14 protein-coding genes are annotated in these 15480 nt (G+C 57.9%); 8 read left to right on the top strand and 6 right to left on the bottom strand.

What is annotated here, in order from left to right:
• Positions 1 to 7: 7 nt before the first annotated feature.
• The gene (locus QPL94_RS08135) at positions 8 to 208 is read right to left on the bottom strand and encodes a DUF1656 domain-containing protein (RefSeq protein ID WP_137435349.1); all 201 of its coding nucleotides are present in this window, start codon (positions 206 to 208) and stop codon (positions 8 to 10) included.
• Between the two features lie 38 nt (positions 209 to 246).
• Between QPL94_RS08135 and tenA the strand changes: the two genes are divergently transcribed.
• Complete coding sequence (gene tenA / locus QPL94_RS08130) at positions 247 to 915, top strand: thiaminase II (RefSeq protein ID WP_285356692.1); 669 nt, start codon at positions 247 to 249, stop codon at positions 913 to 915.
• 36 nt (positions 916 to 951) lie between these two features.
• Here tenA and QPL94_RS08125 read toward each other — a convergent pair whose 3' ends face one another.
• Genes QPL94_RS08125 through QPL94_RS08115 form a run of 3 tightly spaced genes read right to left on the bottom strand, consistent with a single transcriptional unit; the run spans position 952 to position 4476 of the window.
• Positions 952 to 2052, bottom strand: a complete 1101-nt coding sequence (locus tag QPL94_RS08125) for a histone deacetylase family protein (protein WP_285356691.1) — start codon at positions 2050 to 2052, stop codon at positions 952 to 954.
• A gap of 44 nt (positions 2053 to 2096) precedes the next feature.
• A complete protein-coding gene (locus QPL94_RS08120; protein ID WP_285356690.1) occupies positions 2097 to 2639 on the bottom strand; it encodes a GNAT family N-acetyltransferase in 543 nt (180 codons plus the stop codon).
• Positions 2632 to 4476, bottom strand: a complete 1845-nt coding sequence (locus QPL94_RS08115; protein WP_285356689.1) for a sensor domain-containing phosphodiesterase — start codon at positions 4474 to 4476, stop codon at positions 2632 to 2634. Before QPL94_RS08115 ends, QPL94_RS08120 begins: the two co-directional genes overlap by 8 nt.
• Positions 4477 to 4552: 76 nt before the next feature.
• Between QPL94_RS08115 and QPL94_RS08110 the strand changes: the two genes are divergently transcribed.
• From QPL94_RS08110 to QPL94_RS08100, 3 genes are all read left to right on the top strand, one after another.
• Entirely contained in the window at positions 4553 to 5533 is a 981-nt protein-coding gene (locus QPL94_RS08110; protein WP_285356687.1) for a ribonuclease Z, read from the top strand.
• Between the two features lie 127 nt (positions 5534 to 5660).
• Positions 5661 to 6989 carry a PilZ domain-containing protein gene (locus tag QPL94_RS08105; RefSeq protein ID WP_350310613.1) on the top strand — a complete coding sequence of 443 codons (1329 nt, stop codon included), beginning with the start codon at positions 5661 to 5663 and terminating at the stop codon, positions 6987 to 6989.
• An 18-nt stretch (positions 6990 to 7007) separates the two neighbouring features.
• Complete coding sequence (locus QPL94_RS08100) at positions 7008 to 9563, top strand: EAL domain-containing protein (RefSeq protein WP_285356686.1); 2556 nt, start codon at positions 7008 to 7010, stop codon at positions 9561 to 9563.
• A 54-nt stretch (positions 9564 to 9617) separates the two neighbouring features.
• On the opposite strand, the gene QPL94_RS08095 is transcribed toward QPL94_RS08100, so the two are convergent.
• Together QPL94_RS08095 and QPL94_RS08090 are read right to left on the bottom strand one after the other, a co-directional pair.
• Positions 9618 to 10049, bottom strand: coding sequence for a DUF3010 family protein (locus QPL94_RS08095; protein WP_285357868.1), 432 nt, complete (start codon positions 10047 to 10049; stop codon positions 9618 to 9620).
• Between the two features lie 37 nt (positions 10050 to 10086).
• Complete coding sequence (locus QPL94_RS08090) at positions 10087 to 10431, bottom strand: PBPRA1643 family SWIM/SEC-C metal-binding motif protein (RefSeq protein WP_285356685.1); 345 nt, start codon at positions 10429 to 10431, stop codon at positions 10087 to 10089.
• Positions 10432 to 10639: 208 nt separating this feature from the next.
• Between QPL94_RS08090 and QPL94_RS08085 the strand changes: the two genes are divergently transcribed.
• From QPL94_RS08085 to QPL94_RS08070, 4 genes are read left to right on the top strand one after another with little or no spacing between them, the layout of a single operon-like run.
• A complete protein-coding gene (locus tag QPL94_RS08085; RefSeq protein WP_285356684.1) occupies positions 10640 to 11062 on the top strand; it encodes a gamma-glutamylcyclotransferase family protein in 423 nt (140 codons plus the stop codon).
• A 51-nt stretch (positions 11063 to 11113) separates the two neighbouring features.
• Positions 11114 to 13516 carry a Lon protease family protein gene (locus QPL94_RS08080; RefSeq protein WP_285356683.1) on the top strand — a complete coding sequence of 801 codons (2403 nt, stop codon included), beginning with the start codon at positions 11114 to 11116 and terminating at the stop codon, positions 13514 to 13516.
• Positions 13509 to 14372 (top strand): universal stress protein, encoded by an 864-nt coding sequence (locus tag QPL94_RS08075; protein WP_285356681.1) that lies wholly within the window; start codon positions 13509 to 13511, stop codon positions 14370 to 14372. Before QPL94_RS08080 ends, QPL94_RS08075 begins: the two co-directional genes overlap by 8 nt.
• 16 nt (positions 14373 to 14388) lie before the next feature.
• Positions 14389 to 15468, top strand: a complete 1080-nt coding sequence (locus QPL94_RS08070; protein ID WP_285356679.1) for an alpha/beta hydrolase — start codon at positions 14389 to 14391, stop codon at positions 15466 to 15468.
• Positions 15469 to 15480 lie beyond the last annotated feature (12 nt).

Raw genomic sequence — 15480 nt, 5'->3', positions numbered from 1 at the left:
GTCTTCCCTAGTTCCCGAACAGATAAACAATGATTGCCAGATAGCAGATGAACGCGGCAACATCGAACCAGGCTTCCTTCCAGATATAGCGGCGCAGGTCCAGCCGGTACAAGGCCAGCCGGGTGACAGCACTCAACGCAAACGCCATCGGCACCAGCACCAATAATGGACTGAACAGCATTCCGCCAAAACTCAGTTCGTGTAGCATGCTCTCTTATCAGCGTGTTGTGACCAGAAGGAGTTCAAATGCCCTACCAGTTTAAAGACCTCAAAAACCAATGCCAGACAGAGTGGCGCGCCTACATCGAACACAGCTTTGTGCGACAACTGGGCGATGCAACACTTTCCAGGGAAGCGTTCGAACATTATCTCAAGCAAGATTACCTCTTCCTGATCCAGTTCGCCCGTGCGTTTGCCCTGGCCGCCTACAAAAGCCCGACCCTGTCCGACCTGAGGCAGGCAAAGGAAGGATTACAGGCAATTGTAGACGTTGAGCTGGATCTGCACATCGGCTACTGCAAGGAATGGGGCATTTCGGAACAAGAACTTGCCGAACTGCCTGAAGCCCGAGCCACCATCGCCTACACACGGTATGTGCTCGATACCGGCAACAGGGGCGATCTGCTGGACCTGCACGTCGCACTCTCACCCTGCATGGTCGGTTACGGCGAAATCGCCAACTGGCTGAACCGACGGGCGGAAACAATCCGGGGCGACAGCAACCCCTACGATGCCTGGATCGCCATGTACGAAAGCGACGAATTCCAGCAAGCCATGCAGGCCGAAATCCGTTGGCTGGATGAACGGTTGGCTGATGTTTCCCCGGCCAGATTCGAGCAGCTCACGCGGATATTCAGCGATGCAACCCGGCTGGAAATTGATTTCTGGGAGATGGGGCTGAAGCAAAGCGATTGATCATCGCGAAGGCGCCATCCGGGCTATCCCGCTCTTTCAGTCATCGTCACTGAACGCGGAACGGTGGAACTCGGCGGCTTCGTTCGCTTCCTTTACACCCGCTTCCAGCAATTCCGGTACATCTCCGCCGGCAAGCACTTCCAGCACAGCGTGGACACCTTGCGCGAGGGAGGTCAAATTGTAACCACCTTCCAAAACCAGCGCGAGCCGGCCTTCGCAGTGCTGGTCGGCGATTTCCTGGATGATGCGAGTCATGACCTTGAAACCGTCGTAGGTCAGGTTCATAGCCATGTCATTGCGGTGGGGGTCGAATCCCGCTGAGACGAGAATCAGATCCGGTTTGAAGTACTCAGCGGCCGGCACCAGTATTTCGCGGTACACTTTTTCAAAAGCGATGTCCCCGGCTGACTCAGGCAGCGGGACATTGATGGTATAGCCCTCACCGAATCCGGCGCCCACCTCTTCCAGGTCTCCGGAACCCGGATAAAAGGGTGCGGCACAATGGGTATCGAAGAAGAGGACATCCGGGTCCGCCCAGAAAATATCCTGGGTTCCATTACCGTGATGCGCGTCCCAGTCGATGATCAGCACCCGTTCACAGCCCAGTTTTGCCTGGGCATGGGCAGCCGCCACCGCGACGTTGTTCAACAGACAAAAGCCCCTTGCCCTCACCGGTTCTGCGTGATGACCCGGCGGACGCACCAGCGCGAACGCACTCTGGCAATCGCCATTAACCACGCTCTCCACGGCCGCAATGGCGTTTCCGGCTGCAGCCAGGGCGGCGTTGACACTGTTGGGGGAGACTGCGGTGGTATCAGAATCCACCCAGGCGGCCTTCCCGAACAGTGAGAGGAAGTGATCCAGGTAGGAGGTGGTATGCACCCGGGCCAGCTGATTATAGGTGGCGGCACTCCCGACCTTGAACTGGACACCGGGGACAGGATGTTGCTCCAGGTACTTCATGATTGCACTCAGTCGCCCCGGGTGCTCCGGATAACTCCACTTGAAGTCCAGGCCCTGCAGGATATGTCTGACGCGTTTTTCCACCCGGCTGGGAACGAAAGGCAGATCCACCTGGGGGTCGTGGCCCAGCACGACGTCATCATAAAAGACATTCACGGTTCGATCGCCTAGCACTCAAATCTCCTTCTCGCCTTGAATACCCTGTACTGTAACGGTTTCTAGGACCGATTGTTCAGAACTTCCTGCACAGCGGTAGTGAATGCCGCGGCACGCACCCCTATTGTCTTAAAGCCCAGACGGGTCCAGGCCGCCTTGGCCTCCTTGTTCGATGCAGAATACTCCAGAACCAACTCGTAGGCACCCCGGCTCTCCGCAAATGCCACCAGGCTACGCAGCAGGTCCGGAAAAATCCCGAGCTTGCGAAACTCGGGTTCAACCCAGACATCATCAATGAACGCCGACCGGTACTCGACGTGACTGGTTTGCTCCCAGATGCCCTGATTGCGCGAAATATAAATATAGCCCATGCCAACAAGCCCTGCTCCGGGCACCTCCGCCACCATAATGTGCTTATTGGCATCGGTCAGCGACGACAGCAGTACGCCGTGAAGACGGTCCCATTCACGCTCCTTCAGGCTCTGGGGTGGCGCACCCGAAACGTGGAGAGCCAGCTTGGCGAGGAATTCCACCAGCACGGGGACATCATCCTCTACGGCTTCCCGTATCAGAAACTTTTTACCAGCCTCTTTCTTGTTAACCATTCTGCGACTCCTGTGGAAGCACCGGGCGTGATCGCAAAGCGGGAATCTGATCCGGAGGCAGCGGGCGGGAAAAAAGATAACCCTGGCCGTACGTGCAATGCTGTCCGTGCAGGAAGGCCAATTGCTCTTTCTTCTCAATACCTTCAGCCACCTGCTCCATTCCCAGGGCCTTGGCCATCTCGATAATGGTGCGGGTAATCGTTGCGCCGTCCTCGCTCGTGGGCAGGCCATCAATGAACGAGCGGTCAATCTTGAGGCTGCTCACCGGCACGCGGCGCAGGTAAGACAAAGAAGAGTAACCGGTACCAAAATCGTCGATGTTGATCTCTATGTTCCGCGCCTTCAGCCGCACCAGATTGTGCTCCACGGCCTCATTGTCCCGCACCAGGGAATGCTCGGTGATTTCAATGCGCAGCAGCTTTTCGGGAACCTGCGCCAATGCCAGTCGGTTGAGCAGTTCCTCCGAGAACGTCGGCTGCACCAATTCAGCCGGCGATACATTCACTGCGACGGGAATATCCCAGTCCGGCTGCTCCGAGCACCAGGCCTGCAACTGTCGGCAGACTTCCTCTCGAACCCATCGGCCGATAGGAAGAATCAGGCCACTTTGTTCTGCCAGTGGAATAAACCGATCCGGAGAGACCTGGCCAAGCTCTGAACACCGCCAACGCAGCAGTGCTTCGACCCCCGTCATCTGGCCGGTGGTCAAGGATAAAATCGGCTGGTACAGCAAATAGAACTCGTCCCGTGCCAGTGCCCTCTTGAGGCAGGACTCGATTTTCAGGATCTCGGAGAACGCATCCGAATGGGCAGCATCAAAGTAATGCACTGGCTCGGCCAGGCTCTCAGGGCTGACCCGAATCGCCGCCGATGCCTGTTCGATCAACGCCTCCGGGCTGTCACCCTGATCGGGAAACAGGCTTCCCCCGATACGAACTCTCAGATAATGCTCCTGGCCCAGGCAGCGATAGGGGTGCTCGAGCGTCGCATGGATCTGGTGAGTGACTTCTTTACGCTGGCTGTCATTGAGTACCGGAAACACCAGCACCAGCTCATCGGCTTGCAGGCGTGCGACTGAACCACCTTTGGGGCAATTATCCCGCAGCCGTTGGGCCAGTTGCTGCAACAGTTCATCGCCTCCCTGGGTGCCCAGGCTCTGATTGATCAGGCGCAGACCCGTTACGTTGAACAGCAGTACCGCTACCTGCAGGGATTCCATCGTTGCCAGCTTGAGCAACTGGCTCAAGCGGTCCATCAGCAACTGGCGATTGGGCAACTGGGTCAGGGGATCGTAATAGGCCGAGCGCTCAATTGAACTCTTCAGTGCCAGCAAGTCCGCACCGTGGGCAATTTCATTTTCGATCAGGTCGGCGAACTGGCGCAGGCGGATACGATGCTCCTCGTCAAAGTACCTGGGCTGGTGATCCAGCACGCAGAGCGTGCCCAGAGCCTGCCCTGCAGGGCCGCGCACAACAGCGCCCGCATAGAAGCGAATATAGGGCTCACCGGTGACCAGTGGGTTACCCGCAAACCGCGGGTCATCCAGCGCATCGGGTACAACCAGCAATGAATCCTGGTTTATGGCGTGGCCACAGAAGGAAATATCGCGTGGACACTGGGTTTTATTCCAGCCCACCCGGGATTTGAACCACTGCCGATCACGGTCCAGCAAGGTGATCAATACAATGGGAAATCCGAATATACTCGCCACCAGACTGGTATACCGGTCAAAACGCAGCTCCGACGCCGTGTCCAGCAATCGAAGGCCATACAGCTCCTCCAGGCGCTCCTCTTCACCTTCGGTAATCTCTGGGGGTATATAGGCGTTCTGATTCATGGCTATCCAAAGCGTCCGGAAGAATCCTTTATCCCAGTGTAGAATATAAGACAGCCGATACCAGACTGGATAGACAATGGAATTCACCTTCCTGGGCACATCTGCCGGAACCCCGACACGGTCACGCAACGTGAGCGGCCTTGCCCTGTGCCACTCCGGCCCCAAGCCCTGGTACCTGGTGGACTGCGGTGAAGGCACCCAACATCAGTTACTGCGCACTCGTTACTCGGTCATGCAGTTGCGGGCCATATTCATCACTCATATCCACGGTGACCACACCTTCGGCTTACCCGGCCTGCTCACCAGTGCCTCCATGCTTGGCCGCTCGGAACCGCTGGATGTCATCGCCCCTGTCCAGGTACAACGTTTCATCGAAGCGGTAATCGATAACAGCGACTCCAGCCTTAGCTACCCCCTGAATTTCATCGATTCCGAGGCCCCGGACTTCTGCTGGCAGGATGATCACTTCCATGTGTTCAATGTAGCACTGTCCCATCGCGTGGCCTGCCGTGCCTACGTGTTCACTGAGCGCAACCTGGAGCGTCAGCTGCTGCAGGACAAACTCAGACACAATGGCATAGAACCCGGCCCCGGCTGGAGCGAATTGCAGAAAGGAAATGACGTAACGCTTGAGGACGGCCGCCTGCTCAGGAGCGAAGACTACACACGGATTCCACGTGTGGCCCGCCGCGTGATCGTCGCTGGCGACAACGACAATCCCGAGCTGCTAACGGATGCCAGCGACGGCACCCAGGTGCTGATCCACGAGGCCACCTACACTCGGGACGTGGCCGACCGGGTCGGCCCCTGGCCACAACACAGCTCCGCGGAACAGGTGGCCCGCTTTGCCCAACAGGCCCGCCTGCCCTACCTGGTGCTGACCCACTTCAGTTCCCGCTACCAGTCCGGACCGGGCGGTGCGCCCCATATCAACCAGCTGGCAGCCGAAGCCATGCAACACTACCGCGGCCAGCTTTTTCTGGCGCGGGATTTCAATACCTACCGGCTGGGAAAGGACCTGTCACTGAGCTGCCTGACCACCCGCAACACAACCTGATGACCGGTTGGTCCCTCACCGTTCAGAAGTGCATGAGGTCGTTGGAAAAATGGCGGCTTTCATCAGATTGGTCCAGACTGTGATCAGGAAGTGACTATCTATTTCGACAGGGCGTCGGGGGCCAGCGATGATAAGGATGCATGGAGAGTATCGCCGGCATTTGCGATCCGGGATCAGACTCCCGGTGGTTCTGAAGTATGCCAATCACACCATCAAAACCAATACTCTGGACGTATCGGCAAGCGGATTACGGCTGAAAAGGCCAGAGGGAGTTTATATCCGCCCCGGGGAGGTCACGGACGTCGATTTTCCCGACAAAGCCGCTATGAACGTAGCGGCGACCGTGGCGTACATCGGTAAGTCCCACATTGGTATGCAATTCTACCGCAGGCGCTTTTCCGAATACGAGCTGAGGGAACTCTACGACGTTGCCCCGTCCTGGCAACGCCTGACCGCCAGAAGCAAGCGTGCATTATGGAGGAGCAGCCGCCGTTTTGCGGTTTTGTTGACCAATACCCTCTTGCGCTCCCCCATTAATGCCATGGCCAGGCCGCATTTTCTGTTTGCGGTTTACGGTAACCAGCAACAGGCCGGGTCCTATTTCACGCCCGGTATGGCGCGGCGTATGCCACCCAACCTGGTGCTTGGCTTCATTCGCAATCAGGACAAGCGCGGCCTGCTGGTGGCGTCGCAATTTATGGAGCATGAGTTAGAGGAAGATTCCGAAAAAGTTCGCTTTTACCTGGACCAATTACAGCGGGACTACCCCGATGTGCAGCGGATCGCCCTCGTTGGGCGACTCCCCAACTTCGTCATGAAAGCTGGTATCGAGATTACCGAACCGCTGGTGGAAGGGAGCCTGGGAACACGCTATATGATCTGGGACGTAGCCCGAAAAATGCGTGAGCGCCCCCAATACAGCCAGCAGACCAGCATCGTCGTGCTGGGCGGTGCCGGTCGCATCGGCAATGCGGTGTGCCAGGATCTCACCAGCCTGTATGACAAGGTGATCGGGTTTGATCCGCGCTATGAGGAGGACAGGGAGATAGGCACGGATCAGGGCACGATATTGCAGACGTCCTCCCCGGCCCATCTGGAGGACGAAAAGCTGTACATCGGTTTAACTCATCATGGCGATGCCGTACTGGAACTCCAGCAGCATATATCTGCGGGCTCCCTGATCGCAGATGATACCCACCCCTGCATCAGCCTGACTGCCCGGGAACGTCTGCAGCAAAGGCAAATCGCGGTGGAAAAGGTGGTGCTTTCGCACGAAGAATTCCTGATGTGGCCACGCATGCCGGACTGGAGCAACCGGGACATTCCAGGGTGTCTGGTTGAAGCCCTGGTTTTGCTTCGCCAACCGGGTGCAGGGGAAGGCGAATTTTCCGCCTTTTGCCAGGAAGCCGAGTTTCTCGGCTTTACCGGCCGGATGATCAGCCCGCTGGACGAATAGGGTGGACAGGAATGCACCATGATGAAATGCGACAAATGGCCGGCGGGGTTGATGGCGATATTCCTTTTATTCGCCTTTACCGCCAACGCCAAGGAACTGACAATTCAGGGTGACGCTGGTCAATACAGCCTGAACAATCACATCGAGTACTTTCTGGGTGATGAACAAACCCTTGATCAGGCACTGCAACAGGAACAATGGCAGGAAAAGTACGATGACAGCGTACTGAACCTGGGGTTCACCGACCAGGCAGTATGGCTCAGGACGACCCTGACACTTCCGGAACCGTTGACCCGTCAATGGTACCTGGTGATTCCTTACCCACTGCTGGAGGAAGTGGACCTCTATCTGGTGCGTGATCAGCAACTACCAGCGATCTACCACACCAGTCGACAGGAAACTGAAAGCCGGCGAGAGCAGGCCCGCAGCTATCAGGTGGCCCTGCCGTTACCGCGCGACCTGAACGGCCAGGTGGAATTGTACCTGCGGGCACGGTCGGCGACGTCAATGCAATTGCCAGTCGAGCTTTGGCGCGAGGACCGTCTGCTGCTGCGATTTTCACACCTGAGCCTCTATTGGGGCGCTTATTTCGGCGTACTGGGTGCCCTGGTCATCTACAACCTGTTCCTGTTCCTTTCCCTCAGGGACTTGGCCTACGGCTATTACGTGCTGTACATCGGCTCGATCAGCCTGCTGATGCTCTGCATTTCCGGTGCCGGGAGCGCCTGGTTCTGGGGCGGGCACCCGATACTGCCCCGTTATGCCCTGCCCATCAGCACCGCACTTGCGTCTCTGTTCGCCTTGATGTTCGCACGCAGCTTTTTGAAATGGCAGGACATTTCTTCACGCTGGGATCGCAGCATGAAGATCGCCGCCGGACTGGCCGGGGTGCTGATTGTCTACACCTGGGCCGACCCCATAAACGGTGCGCTGTTCGCCGGCCTGCTGGGCACCCTGGTGATTGTATTGCTCATCACCGTGGGGCTGGCAGGCCTGAGGGCCGGCGTCGCCATTGCCCGTTATTTCGTGCTGGCCTGGACAACCTTTGCCCTGGGGTCCGCCCTGTATTTACTGAGCGTCTTCGATTTTCTGCCGGTAAACCTCGTCACCAACCACGCCATGCAGGTCGGCTCGGTCGCGGAGGTGCTGCTACTTTCCTTTGCCCTGGCCCATCGCATCAAAGACGAGCGGGCTCGCAAGCTGGCAGCGCTGCGGAAACAGCAGATGGCCGAGCGACAGGTCCGGGATCTGGAAATGCAATCCCTTGAACAGGCCATGCACGATTCGACGACCAGGATGCCCAATGCCGCTCTGCTCAATCAGCAGTTACAGGCAATGATGACTCAGAACAAACGGGTCGCACTTGCGCTGGTCCACTATCCACAGGTCAAGGATATTGCGTCCAGCATGGGCCACAGGCTGGCAGAAGAGGTGTTTTGTCAGTTGATGAGCAAGCTCAACCATAAGCTGGCGGGGGTGGGCGGTGTGATCTGTCTGGAAAGCCGGCAGCACGCCTACATTGCGATTCCCGGATTCGGCTCAGCCGCGTTCCTGATTGATCTCAATGAATTCGAAGGCCCACTGGAGCCCTTTATCGAACTGGTGGTGGGTAATCATGAAATCTCTGTCCATGCCGTCAGGCTGCCTGTGTTAATGAATCTACACTGCGGCGTGGCTGTTGCCCCGGAGCATGGCGACAGCGCGGAAATCCTGTATCAACACGCGTCTGCGGCAAGGGACCACAGCGAATCACGCAAGGTTCCGGTGCAGGTCTATAACAATGAAATCTCCGATTTCGCGCGGCGCCGCCTGGATCTGGTGACCGCCTTGCCCCCGGCCATTCTGGCCGGGGAGCTGGAGCTTTACCTGCAACCGCAAATGAACAACACTGGTCAGGAACTGGTAGGCGCAGAAATACTGTTGCGCTGGCACAGTCCGCGATTCGGGGCAGTGCCCGCCGGGGAAGTGATCGAAATCGCAGAAAATGCAGGCTTGATGGATGTGCTATCGCGTTACATCGTATCCCAGGCCTGGAAAACCATGCAGACGCTGCAGCGCCGACAACTCAACATTACCTGCAGCATCAACCTGTCGGTTCAGAATCTCACTAACAGCCACTTTGTGACCTTTGCACTGGCGGGGGTAAGGGACCACGCCATTCCAATGAATCGCGTGATCTTTGAGGTGACTGAGACCTCCATGATGCACAACATGGACGCTGTGATCGGGTCTCTGCTTAAGATTGCCAACAGCGGCTGCAAGATTGCCCTGGATGATTTTGGTACGGGCTACTCCTCCCTGGCCTATCTGAGCCGCCTGCCCATCCACGAGCTGAAGATTGATCAGTGCTTCATAAGCCAGATGGTTTCCAACCAGAATGACCTGGGAATTGTCCAGAACACCCTGAAACTGGCTCGCGCCCTCAGGCTGGAAGCCGTAGCTGAAGGCGTGGAGGACAATAACACCCGGGAGCTTCTCAGCTACCTGGGCTGCCACCGGCTGCAGGGCTACCTGTTCGCCAGGCCGATGCCGCTGGACAAATTCTGCGATTGGGCCATGACGCAACACCACTGAGTCCGTTCAGACTCGTGCTGACGATGGCCAACGGGTCCGTTTTGCGCCAACGCACTACTTCGCCATGTGCCCCACATACGCAGCGGTGAACGCGGTTTCCTGAAAGACCTTCAATCCGGTCTCGGCAAACGGAATCGGCAACGGGTTGGCGGCCAGCGTGGACTTGATCAGCGCTGGCGAGAGCAACCTTACCTCGAGCCCGGCACCGCCAATCAGCTGAATGGCTGCCTCCAGCTTGAAACTGATGGCGCCACCGGCAAATTTGCCTTTCGGCATCCGCTCCTTGATCGCGACGCGGGCGACCCCATGCTCGGCCATAAGCTCAGCAAAAGCCGCCTGGAACTGCTTCAGATCGTCCCGAGTGTGGTTCTTGTTCAGGGACAGCTTGCGCACCCTGCACTCCGGCAGGCTGAACTGCCCCCGATCCAGTTTCAGCAGACACACCACCGCATCGCTGCCGGTCAGTTCCACTCCGCAAACAATCATGGCATTGCTCCCCTTGCTCTCAACAGCCTGAGCGCTCTCAGCCACAGCACTTCTTGAATTTCAGGCCACTGCCGCAGGTGCAAGGGTCATTGCGGGAAGCTGCTTTCGCCGCGGTAACGGTCGCCCCTTTGTTCTGAAGTGCAGTCAGTTCGGTGATGGATTCAACCGCACCCTCACTGGTATCAACCCTAATGTTGGCATGCAGCCTGGCCTCCGCCACCTGGACTTCGATCTCCTGCTTGCGCACCTCACTGGTTACCACCAGCGTTAACGGGAATTTCTTGCTGCCACTCTTTTGACTGGCATTGGTCTGGAAGCCGCCGTAAGCAGTGTGGTGTTGGCGCGCGTCCTGCCGGCCTTTGAAGAAAAATTTGTCTGACATGCTGTGATCCTGATAAATGAAAGAGTTCCCGGGCGCTTCAAGAAACACTCGCTACGGCTGGGCGAAGACGTTGTAGCACGCTTCCGGGATCGGTTATATAGGCACAAGTGGAAATTCAATGAGGAGGCTTGTGTATACTGGCCATACGATTGAAGACTAAGCGTAAAGCCCGATGAGAAAATCAATCCGATATACCTTGGCGAGTGTCTTGACCCTCTTTATTCTGGCGGTTGGCTATCTTTGGCTGACTTTTGCCAGCCCGTACGGCTATAACCCGACCGGAGATCTGCCTGCGATAGACGACGATGCCACCTATTCGGTATTCGTATACGGCACTCTTACGAAGCCATGGGTACGCTGGTTGGTGACAGGCCGCGCCGGGGATAGTGAACCCGCAAAGCTACCCGGCTTCCGTAAGGAAGAGCTGGACATCAAGCCCGCTGCGGGCGCGGTCACCGAAGGCGAAGTTGTCACAGTGAATGCCGATGAACTCAGGGCTCTGGATCGCTACGAACGGTTGGGTGTGCGCTATGAGCGGGTGGAAATGACGCTGCAGGATGGTGAATCAGCCTGGGTGTACCGGCTGATGGATCCCCTCGTGCTGGAGCTTACAGACGAGATTTCCGATTAACCCAGAACACCGCTGGCCATACGCTGCCAGTCACTCCTCAGGAGGACCTTGATGACATTACCCACGCCCCTGACCCCGGAACAGGTCTATCACCGCTGCCCACTCGACCAACTGGATTTCGATACCACCGAGTCACTGGAAGACCTGGAACTACCTTGTGGCCAGGAGCGGGTGTTGCGTGCCCTCCAGTTCGGGGCCAGCATGAAAGCCGACGGATTCAACCTGTTTGTGCTGGGGCCGTCCGGTGCTGGCAAGCACGAGTTGGTCGAACGCTTCCTTGGCAAATATGCCGAACGCCAACCTGTGCCTTCGGATTGGTGCCACGTTCACAACTTCGAGTTCCCGGACCGGCCCAGGGCCATATCTCTGACAGCCGGCGAAGGGCGGCAATTCAAGAAAGACATGAACGATCTTTCCGGGGAACTGCGCACAGCGATTCCGGCGACCTTCGAAAGCGAGGAGTACCAGGCGCGTCTGCAGGAACTGCAGGAGGAAATGACAAAGCGCCAGCACCAGGGTTTGTTTGAAATCCAGGAAGAGGCCAACGCCAATAACATCGCCATGATAACCACGCCTGCGGGCTTCACCTTTGCACCGATGCGCAATGGCGAGGTGATTGATCCAGAGGACTATAAAAAGTTCTCTGATGAAGAAAAAGAGCTCATTGAGTCCAAGGTAGAAGAACTCCAGAAAAAACTGCAGCAGAACATTCAACAGGTTCCCCGTCTGCGGAAGGAGGTCCGGGAGCGGGTTCATGCGCTGAATGAAGAGATGGTTCAGCTCACTCTCGGTGGCCCGATTGGAGAGCTTCGCGAAAAATGGCGGCATCTTCCCGCCATTGTCGATTACCTGGATGCCATACGTGAGGACGTGGTGGAGCATGCAGAAGCGTTCCAGGACACCGAAAACGGCCCACCCACTGGTCTTCTGGGGCGGTACAAAGTCAATTTGCTGGTGGATAATGCGCAAACAACAGGCGCGCCTGTCATTTATGAGGACCTGCCGAATCATCAGCACCTGGCGGGCCAGATTGAGCATCGAGCCCGACAGGGCACTCTGTACACCGATTTCACCCTGATCAAGGCCGGTGCGGTTCACCGGGCCAACGGCGGCTACCTGATCATTGATGCCCGTCGCATACTGAGCCAGCCCATGGCATGGGAGAGCCTGAAACGCATTCTGTTCTCCAGCGAGATTCGGATCGAATCCCTGGAGCGCCTGTATGGATTGGCGAGCACCATAAGCCTGCAGCCAGAGCCCATTCCGGTATCGGTCAAAGTCGTGTTGTTGGGCGACCGCCTGCTCTACTACCTGCTGTCCCACTACGACCCCGATTTCCTGGACCTGTTTAAAGTTGAGGCCGACTTTGAGGATGACCTCAACCGGGACGATGCCAGCTATGGGCTCTATGCCCGCATGATTGCCACCATGGGGCGGAAGCTGAAATGCCGGCCGCTCGGCCGGGGCGCGGTGGCAAGACTGATCGAACAGGCAAGCCGGCTGGCGTCAGATCAGCGCAAGCTTACGGCGCACGACCGTGTGCTACAGGATCTCGTCAGCGAGGCTGACCATTGGGCCGATCAGGCAGGCACGGCCATTATTGAGGTGAATCATGTCCAACAGGCGATCGATGAGCGGGAATTCCGCGCCAGCCGGATTCGCGATCGGAGCCGTGAGCAGATTGCCCGCGGTATCGTAATGATTGCGACTGAGGGTGAGACCGTGGGCCAGGTGAACGGCCTGTCGGTGCTCAAACTCGGAGCTTCCATGTTTGGTCAGCCAAGCCGGATCACCGCCACCGCCCGACCGGGAAGGGCGCAGGTCGTGGATATTGAACGGGAAGCCAAACTGGGCGGCCCGATTCACAGCAAGGCAGTGATGATTCTCTCCCGCTTTCTGGCCAGCCGGTATGCGGGCGATGGCGAGCTGTCCCTGTCGGCAAGTCTGGCTTTTGAGCAGTCTTACGGAGGCGTGGAAGGCGATTCTGCTTCGGTCACAGAAACCTGTGTTCTGCTGTCGGCCATCAGTCGCCTACCGTTACGCCAGAGCTTTGCTGTCACCGGTTCGATGAACCAGCATGGCGAGGTTCAGGCGGTGGGCGGTGTTAACGAAAAAATTGAAGGCTTCTTTGATGTCTGTCGTGAGGCCGGGAAGGTTCACGGACAGGCTGTCATTTTACCGGCCAGCAATGTCGAACACCTGATGCTCAACTCAGACGTTCGCAAGGCCATTGCCGATGGCGATTTCAGCATCTACCCGGTAACGCATATCAATCAGGCGATTGCACTGTTGACCGGCATGGAAGCCGGCGAGCCAGACGAGAACGGTGAGTTCCCCGAGGCGTCCTTCAATCAGGCGGTCGCCAATCGCCTGTTCCGGTTTGCCGAAATCAGCAAGAAGCAGGATGACGGCGAAGAGCGCGGTGACAGCAATGGAGGCGCCAGCCGTGATTAATACTGTACAGCTCAACGAGCAGGCGCCTGCGCGCGGGCGTGTTCTGGTGCTTATCGACGGGTCACGGATGAGTTATGCGGCCCTCGAGGCCGCGGCTGACATTGCAGGCAAGCGGGGTGCCGACATCCTGGGTGTGTTTGTTGAGGAGTTAAACCTGGTGCGCAGCGCCGGATACGGTTTTTCCCGCGAGGTTGGCTCGGTCTCAGGGATCAGCCGGCCATTCGACACCGGCATTCTGGAACAGCGCATGCGACGGCTGGCGGACCATGCGCGTGCCGCACTTGCCGGGGCAGCAAAGCAGCGCGGAGGCAAAGCGGCGCTCAGTATTGCTCGCGGCCGTGTGATTGATGAGGTACTGGCAATCGCCGGCCCGGATGATCTCCTTGTGCTCGGCCGTACCGGTTGGTCTTCCCCGGCTGGTGCCAGGTTGGGCTCCACCGCACGGGGGCTGATTCGGCAGTCACCGGGGCAAGTGTTGCTGTGGTGCGAACAGAAACTTCCCTACCAGAACCGGGTAGTTGTTTTCCTGAATGATCATGATGAGGCAAATCATCGGGCCGCATTGGCGGCAGCCGAAATTTCCCGGAATTCCCACCTGCCGGTGACGATCATTCTGGGCGCTGACCACGAGCCCTCCGCCGACCGGCTCGACGCTATCCGGCATGATCTTGATGTGCTCGGGGCCGGCACCCGATTGCGGGTTATGTCTGATACCAATCCGCTAACCGTAGCCCGGGTGCTTCGGGAGGAGTGCGCCTCGCAACTGGTCGTCAGCCGGGGATGTGCGCTCTTCAACGAACCCGGCGCAGAACAGCTGCTGGCAGCGTCGAGCCTCCCGGTTACCGTAACACCCTGACAAGTAAGGGCTGTATATGATGTTTGGAATCGCCTGGTTCGCAATGATGTGGTTTGGGCTGATCATGGTGGCGCTGATTGCAGCCGTAGTGATCGTGCGGCGCCGGCATCACGATGCCGGAGATGCCACCGAAGCATCCACCCGCGAGCAACAGAGTGAGGCTCGCCAACAGGTGCTTGAAAGCGTCCAGGGCATGCATGCCGCCGCTGAAGGTCTCCGTGGCCGCGCCCGCGTCAAGGCGTTGCGGAACTATATGGACAGCATGAGCGATGGTCTGCAACTGGTCTCTGAAATCCGCTCCCCTGCCAGCGGCTCCCCCAGGGGAGAATGGGTAATTGCGCCGGGGGCAAAACCCGAGCGTCGTATTCTCTACATTCACGGCGGCTCCTGGATCGCCGGCAGCCCCAAAAGCCATCGCGCCATCACTGACCGGCTGTCGCGGCTGGCCCACGCCTGCGTTTTTGCTGTCGACTACCGGTTAATGCCTGAAAACCGCTATCTGGACGGCATCATCGACTGTCGGCAGGCTTATCGCTGGATACTGGACAACGGCCCGGACGGAAAGGCTCCGGCGGATTTCGTGGTCGTTTCGGGAGACTCCGCTGGCGGCAGCCACACGTTGGGGCTTATCGCCTGGATACGGGATCAGGGCCTGCAACCACCGAACGCGGCAATTGCATTGTCACCCTCCACCGAACTTATGCTGACCTCTCTGGGCAGCCGTGCCAACCTGAAAACCGATGTCATGCTGGGGCCAACCGTTAAAAAACTGTCCCGGGTACCGCTGCCGCTGTTGTGGTGGGGAACCGTTCTGGGCATGCGGGTATTGCCCACCAGCCCGATCGCATCGCCCCTGCGCGGGAAGCTACACGATCTGCCACCAACGCTGATTCACGTCAGCGAATCGGAAATGCTGCTGGAAAACGCCCAGCGGTACGTCGAAAAAGCGCGGGCTGCCGGTTCGCCGGTGGAAGTGAAAACCTGGCCTGACATGGTTCATGTGTGGCACCTGTTTACGCCGCTGTTACCGGAGGCCGAAGAGGCTTTCGAGCATATCGGGGAGTTTCTGTCACGGGTAGAAGCGGGTTCACCGTAAAAGCAAAAGCGG

Source organism: Marinobacter sp. SS13-12 (assembly GCF_030227115.1).
Taxonomy (GTDB): domain Bacteria; phylum Pseudomonadota; class Gammaproteobacteria; order Pseudomonadales; family Oleiphilaceae; genus Marinobacter.
The sequence above is the reverse complement of the archived record's forward strand: the minus strand, read 5'-3'. Positions and strand labels throughout refer to the sequence as shown.

Coding starts and splice junctions, on each gene's coding strand:
- QPL94_RS08100 (WP_285356686.1), top strand. CDS start 7,008: ATGATGAAATGCGACAAATGGCCGGCGGGGTTGATGGCGATATTCCTT.
- QPL94_RS08090 (WP_285356685.1), bottom strand. CDS start 10,431: ATGTCAGACAAATTTTTCTTCAAAGGCCGGCAGGACGCGCGCCAACAC.
- QPL94_RS08120 (WP_285356690.1), bottom strand. CDS start 2,639: ATGGTTAACAAGAAAGAGGCTGGTAAAAAGTTTCTGATACGGGAAGCC.
- QPL94_RS08080 (WP_285356683.1), top strand. CDS start 11,114: ATGACATTACCCACGCCCCTGACCCCGGAACAGGTCTATCACCGCTGC.
- QPL94_RS08110 (WP_285356687.1), top strand. CDS start 4,553: ATGGAATTCACCTTCCTGGGCACATCTGCCGGAACCCCGACACGGTCA.
- QPL94_RS08070 (WP_285356679.1), top strand. CDS start 14,389: ATGATGTTTGGAATCGCCTGGTTCGCAATGATGTGGTTTGGGCTGATC.
- tenA (WP_285356692.1), top strand. CDS start 247: ATGCCCTACCAGTTTAAAGACCTCAAAAACCAATGCCAGACAGAGTGG.
- QPL94_RS08095 (WP_285357868.1), bottom strand. CDS start 10,049: ATGATTGTTTGCGGAGTGGAACTGACCGGCAGCGATGCGGTGGTGTGT.
- QPL94_RS08105 (WP_350310613.1), top strand. CDS start 5,661: ATGATAAGGATGCATGGAGAGTATCGCCGGCATTTGCGATCCGGGATC.
- QPL94_RS08135 (WP_137435349.1), bottom strand. CDS start 208: ATGCTACACGAACTGAGTTTTGGCGGAATGCTGTTCAGTCCATTATTG.
- QPL94_RS08115 (WP_285356689.1), bottom strand. CDS start 4,476: ATGAATCAGAACGCCTATATACCCCCAGAGATTACCGAAGGTGAAGAG.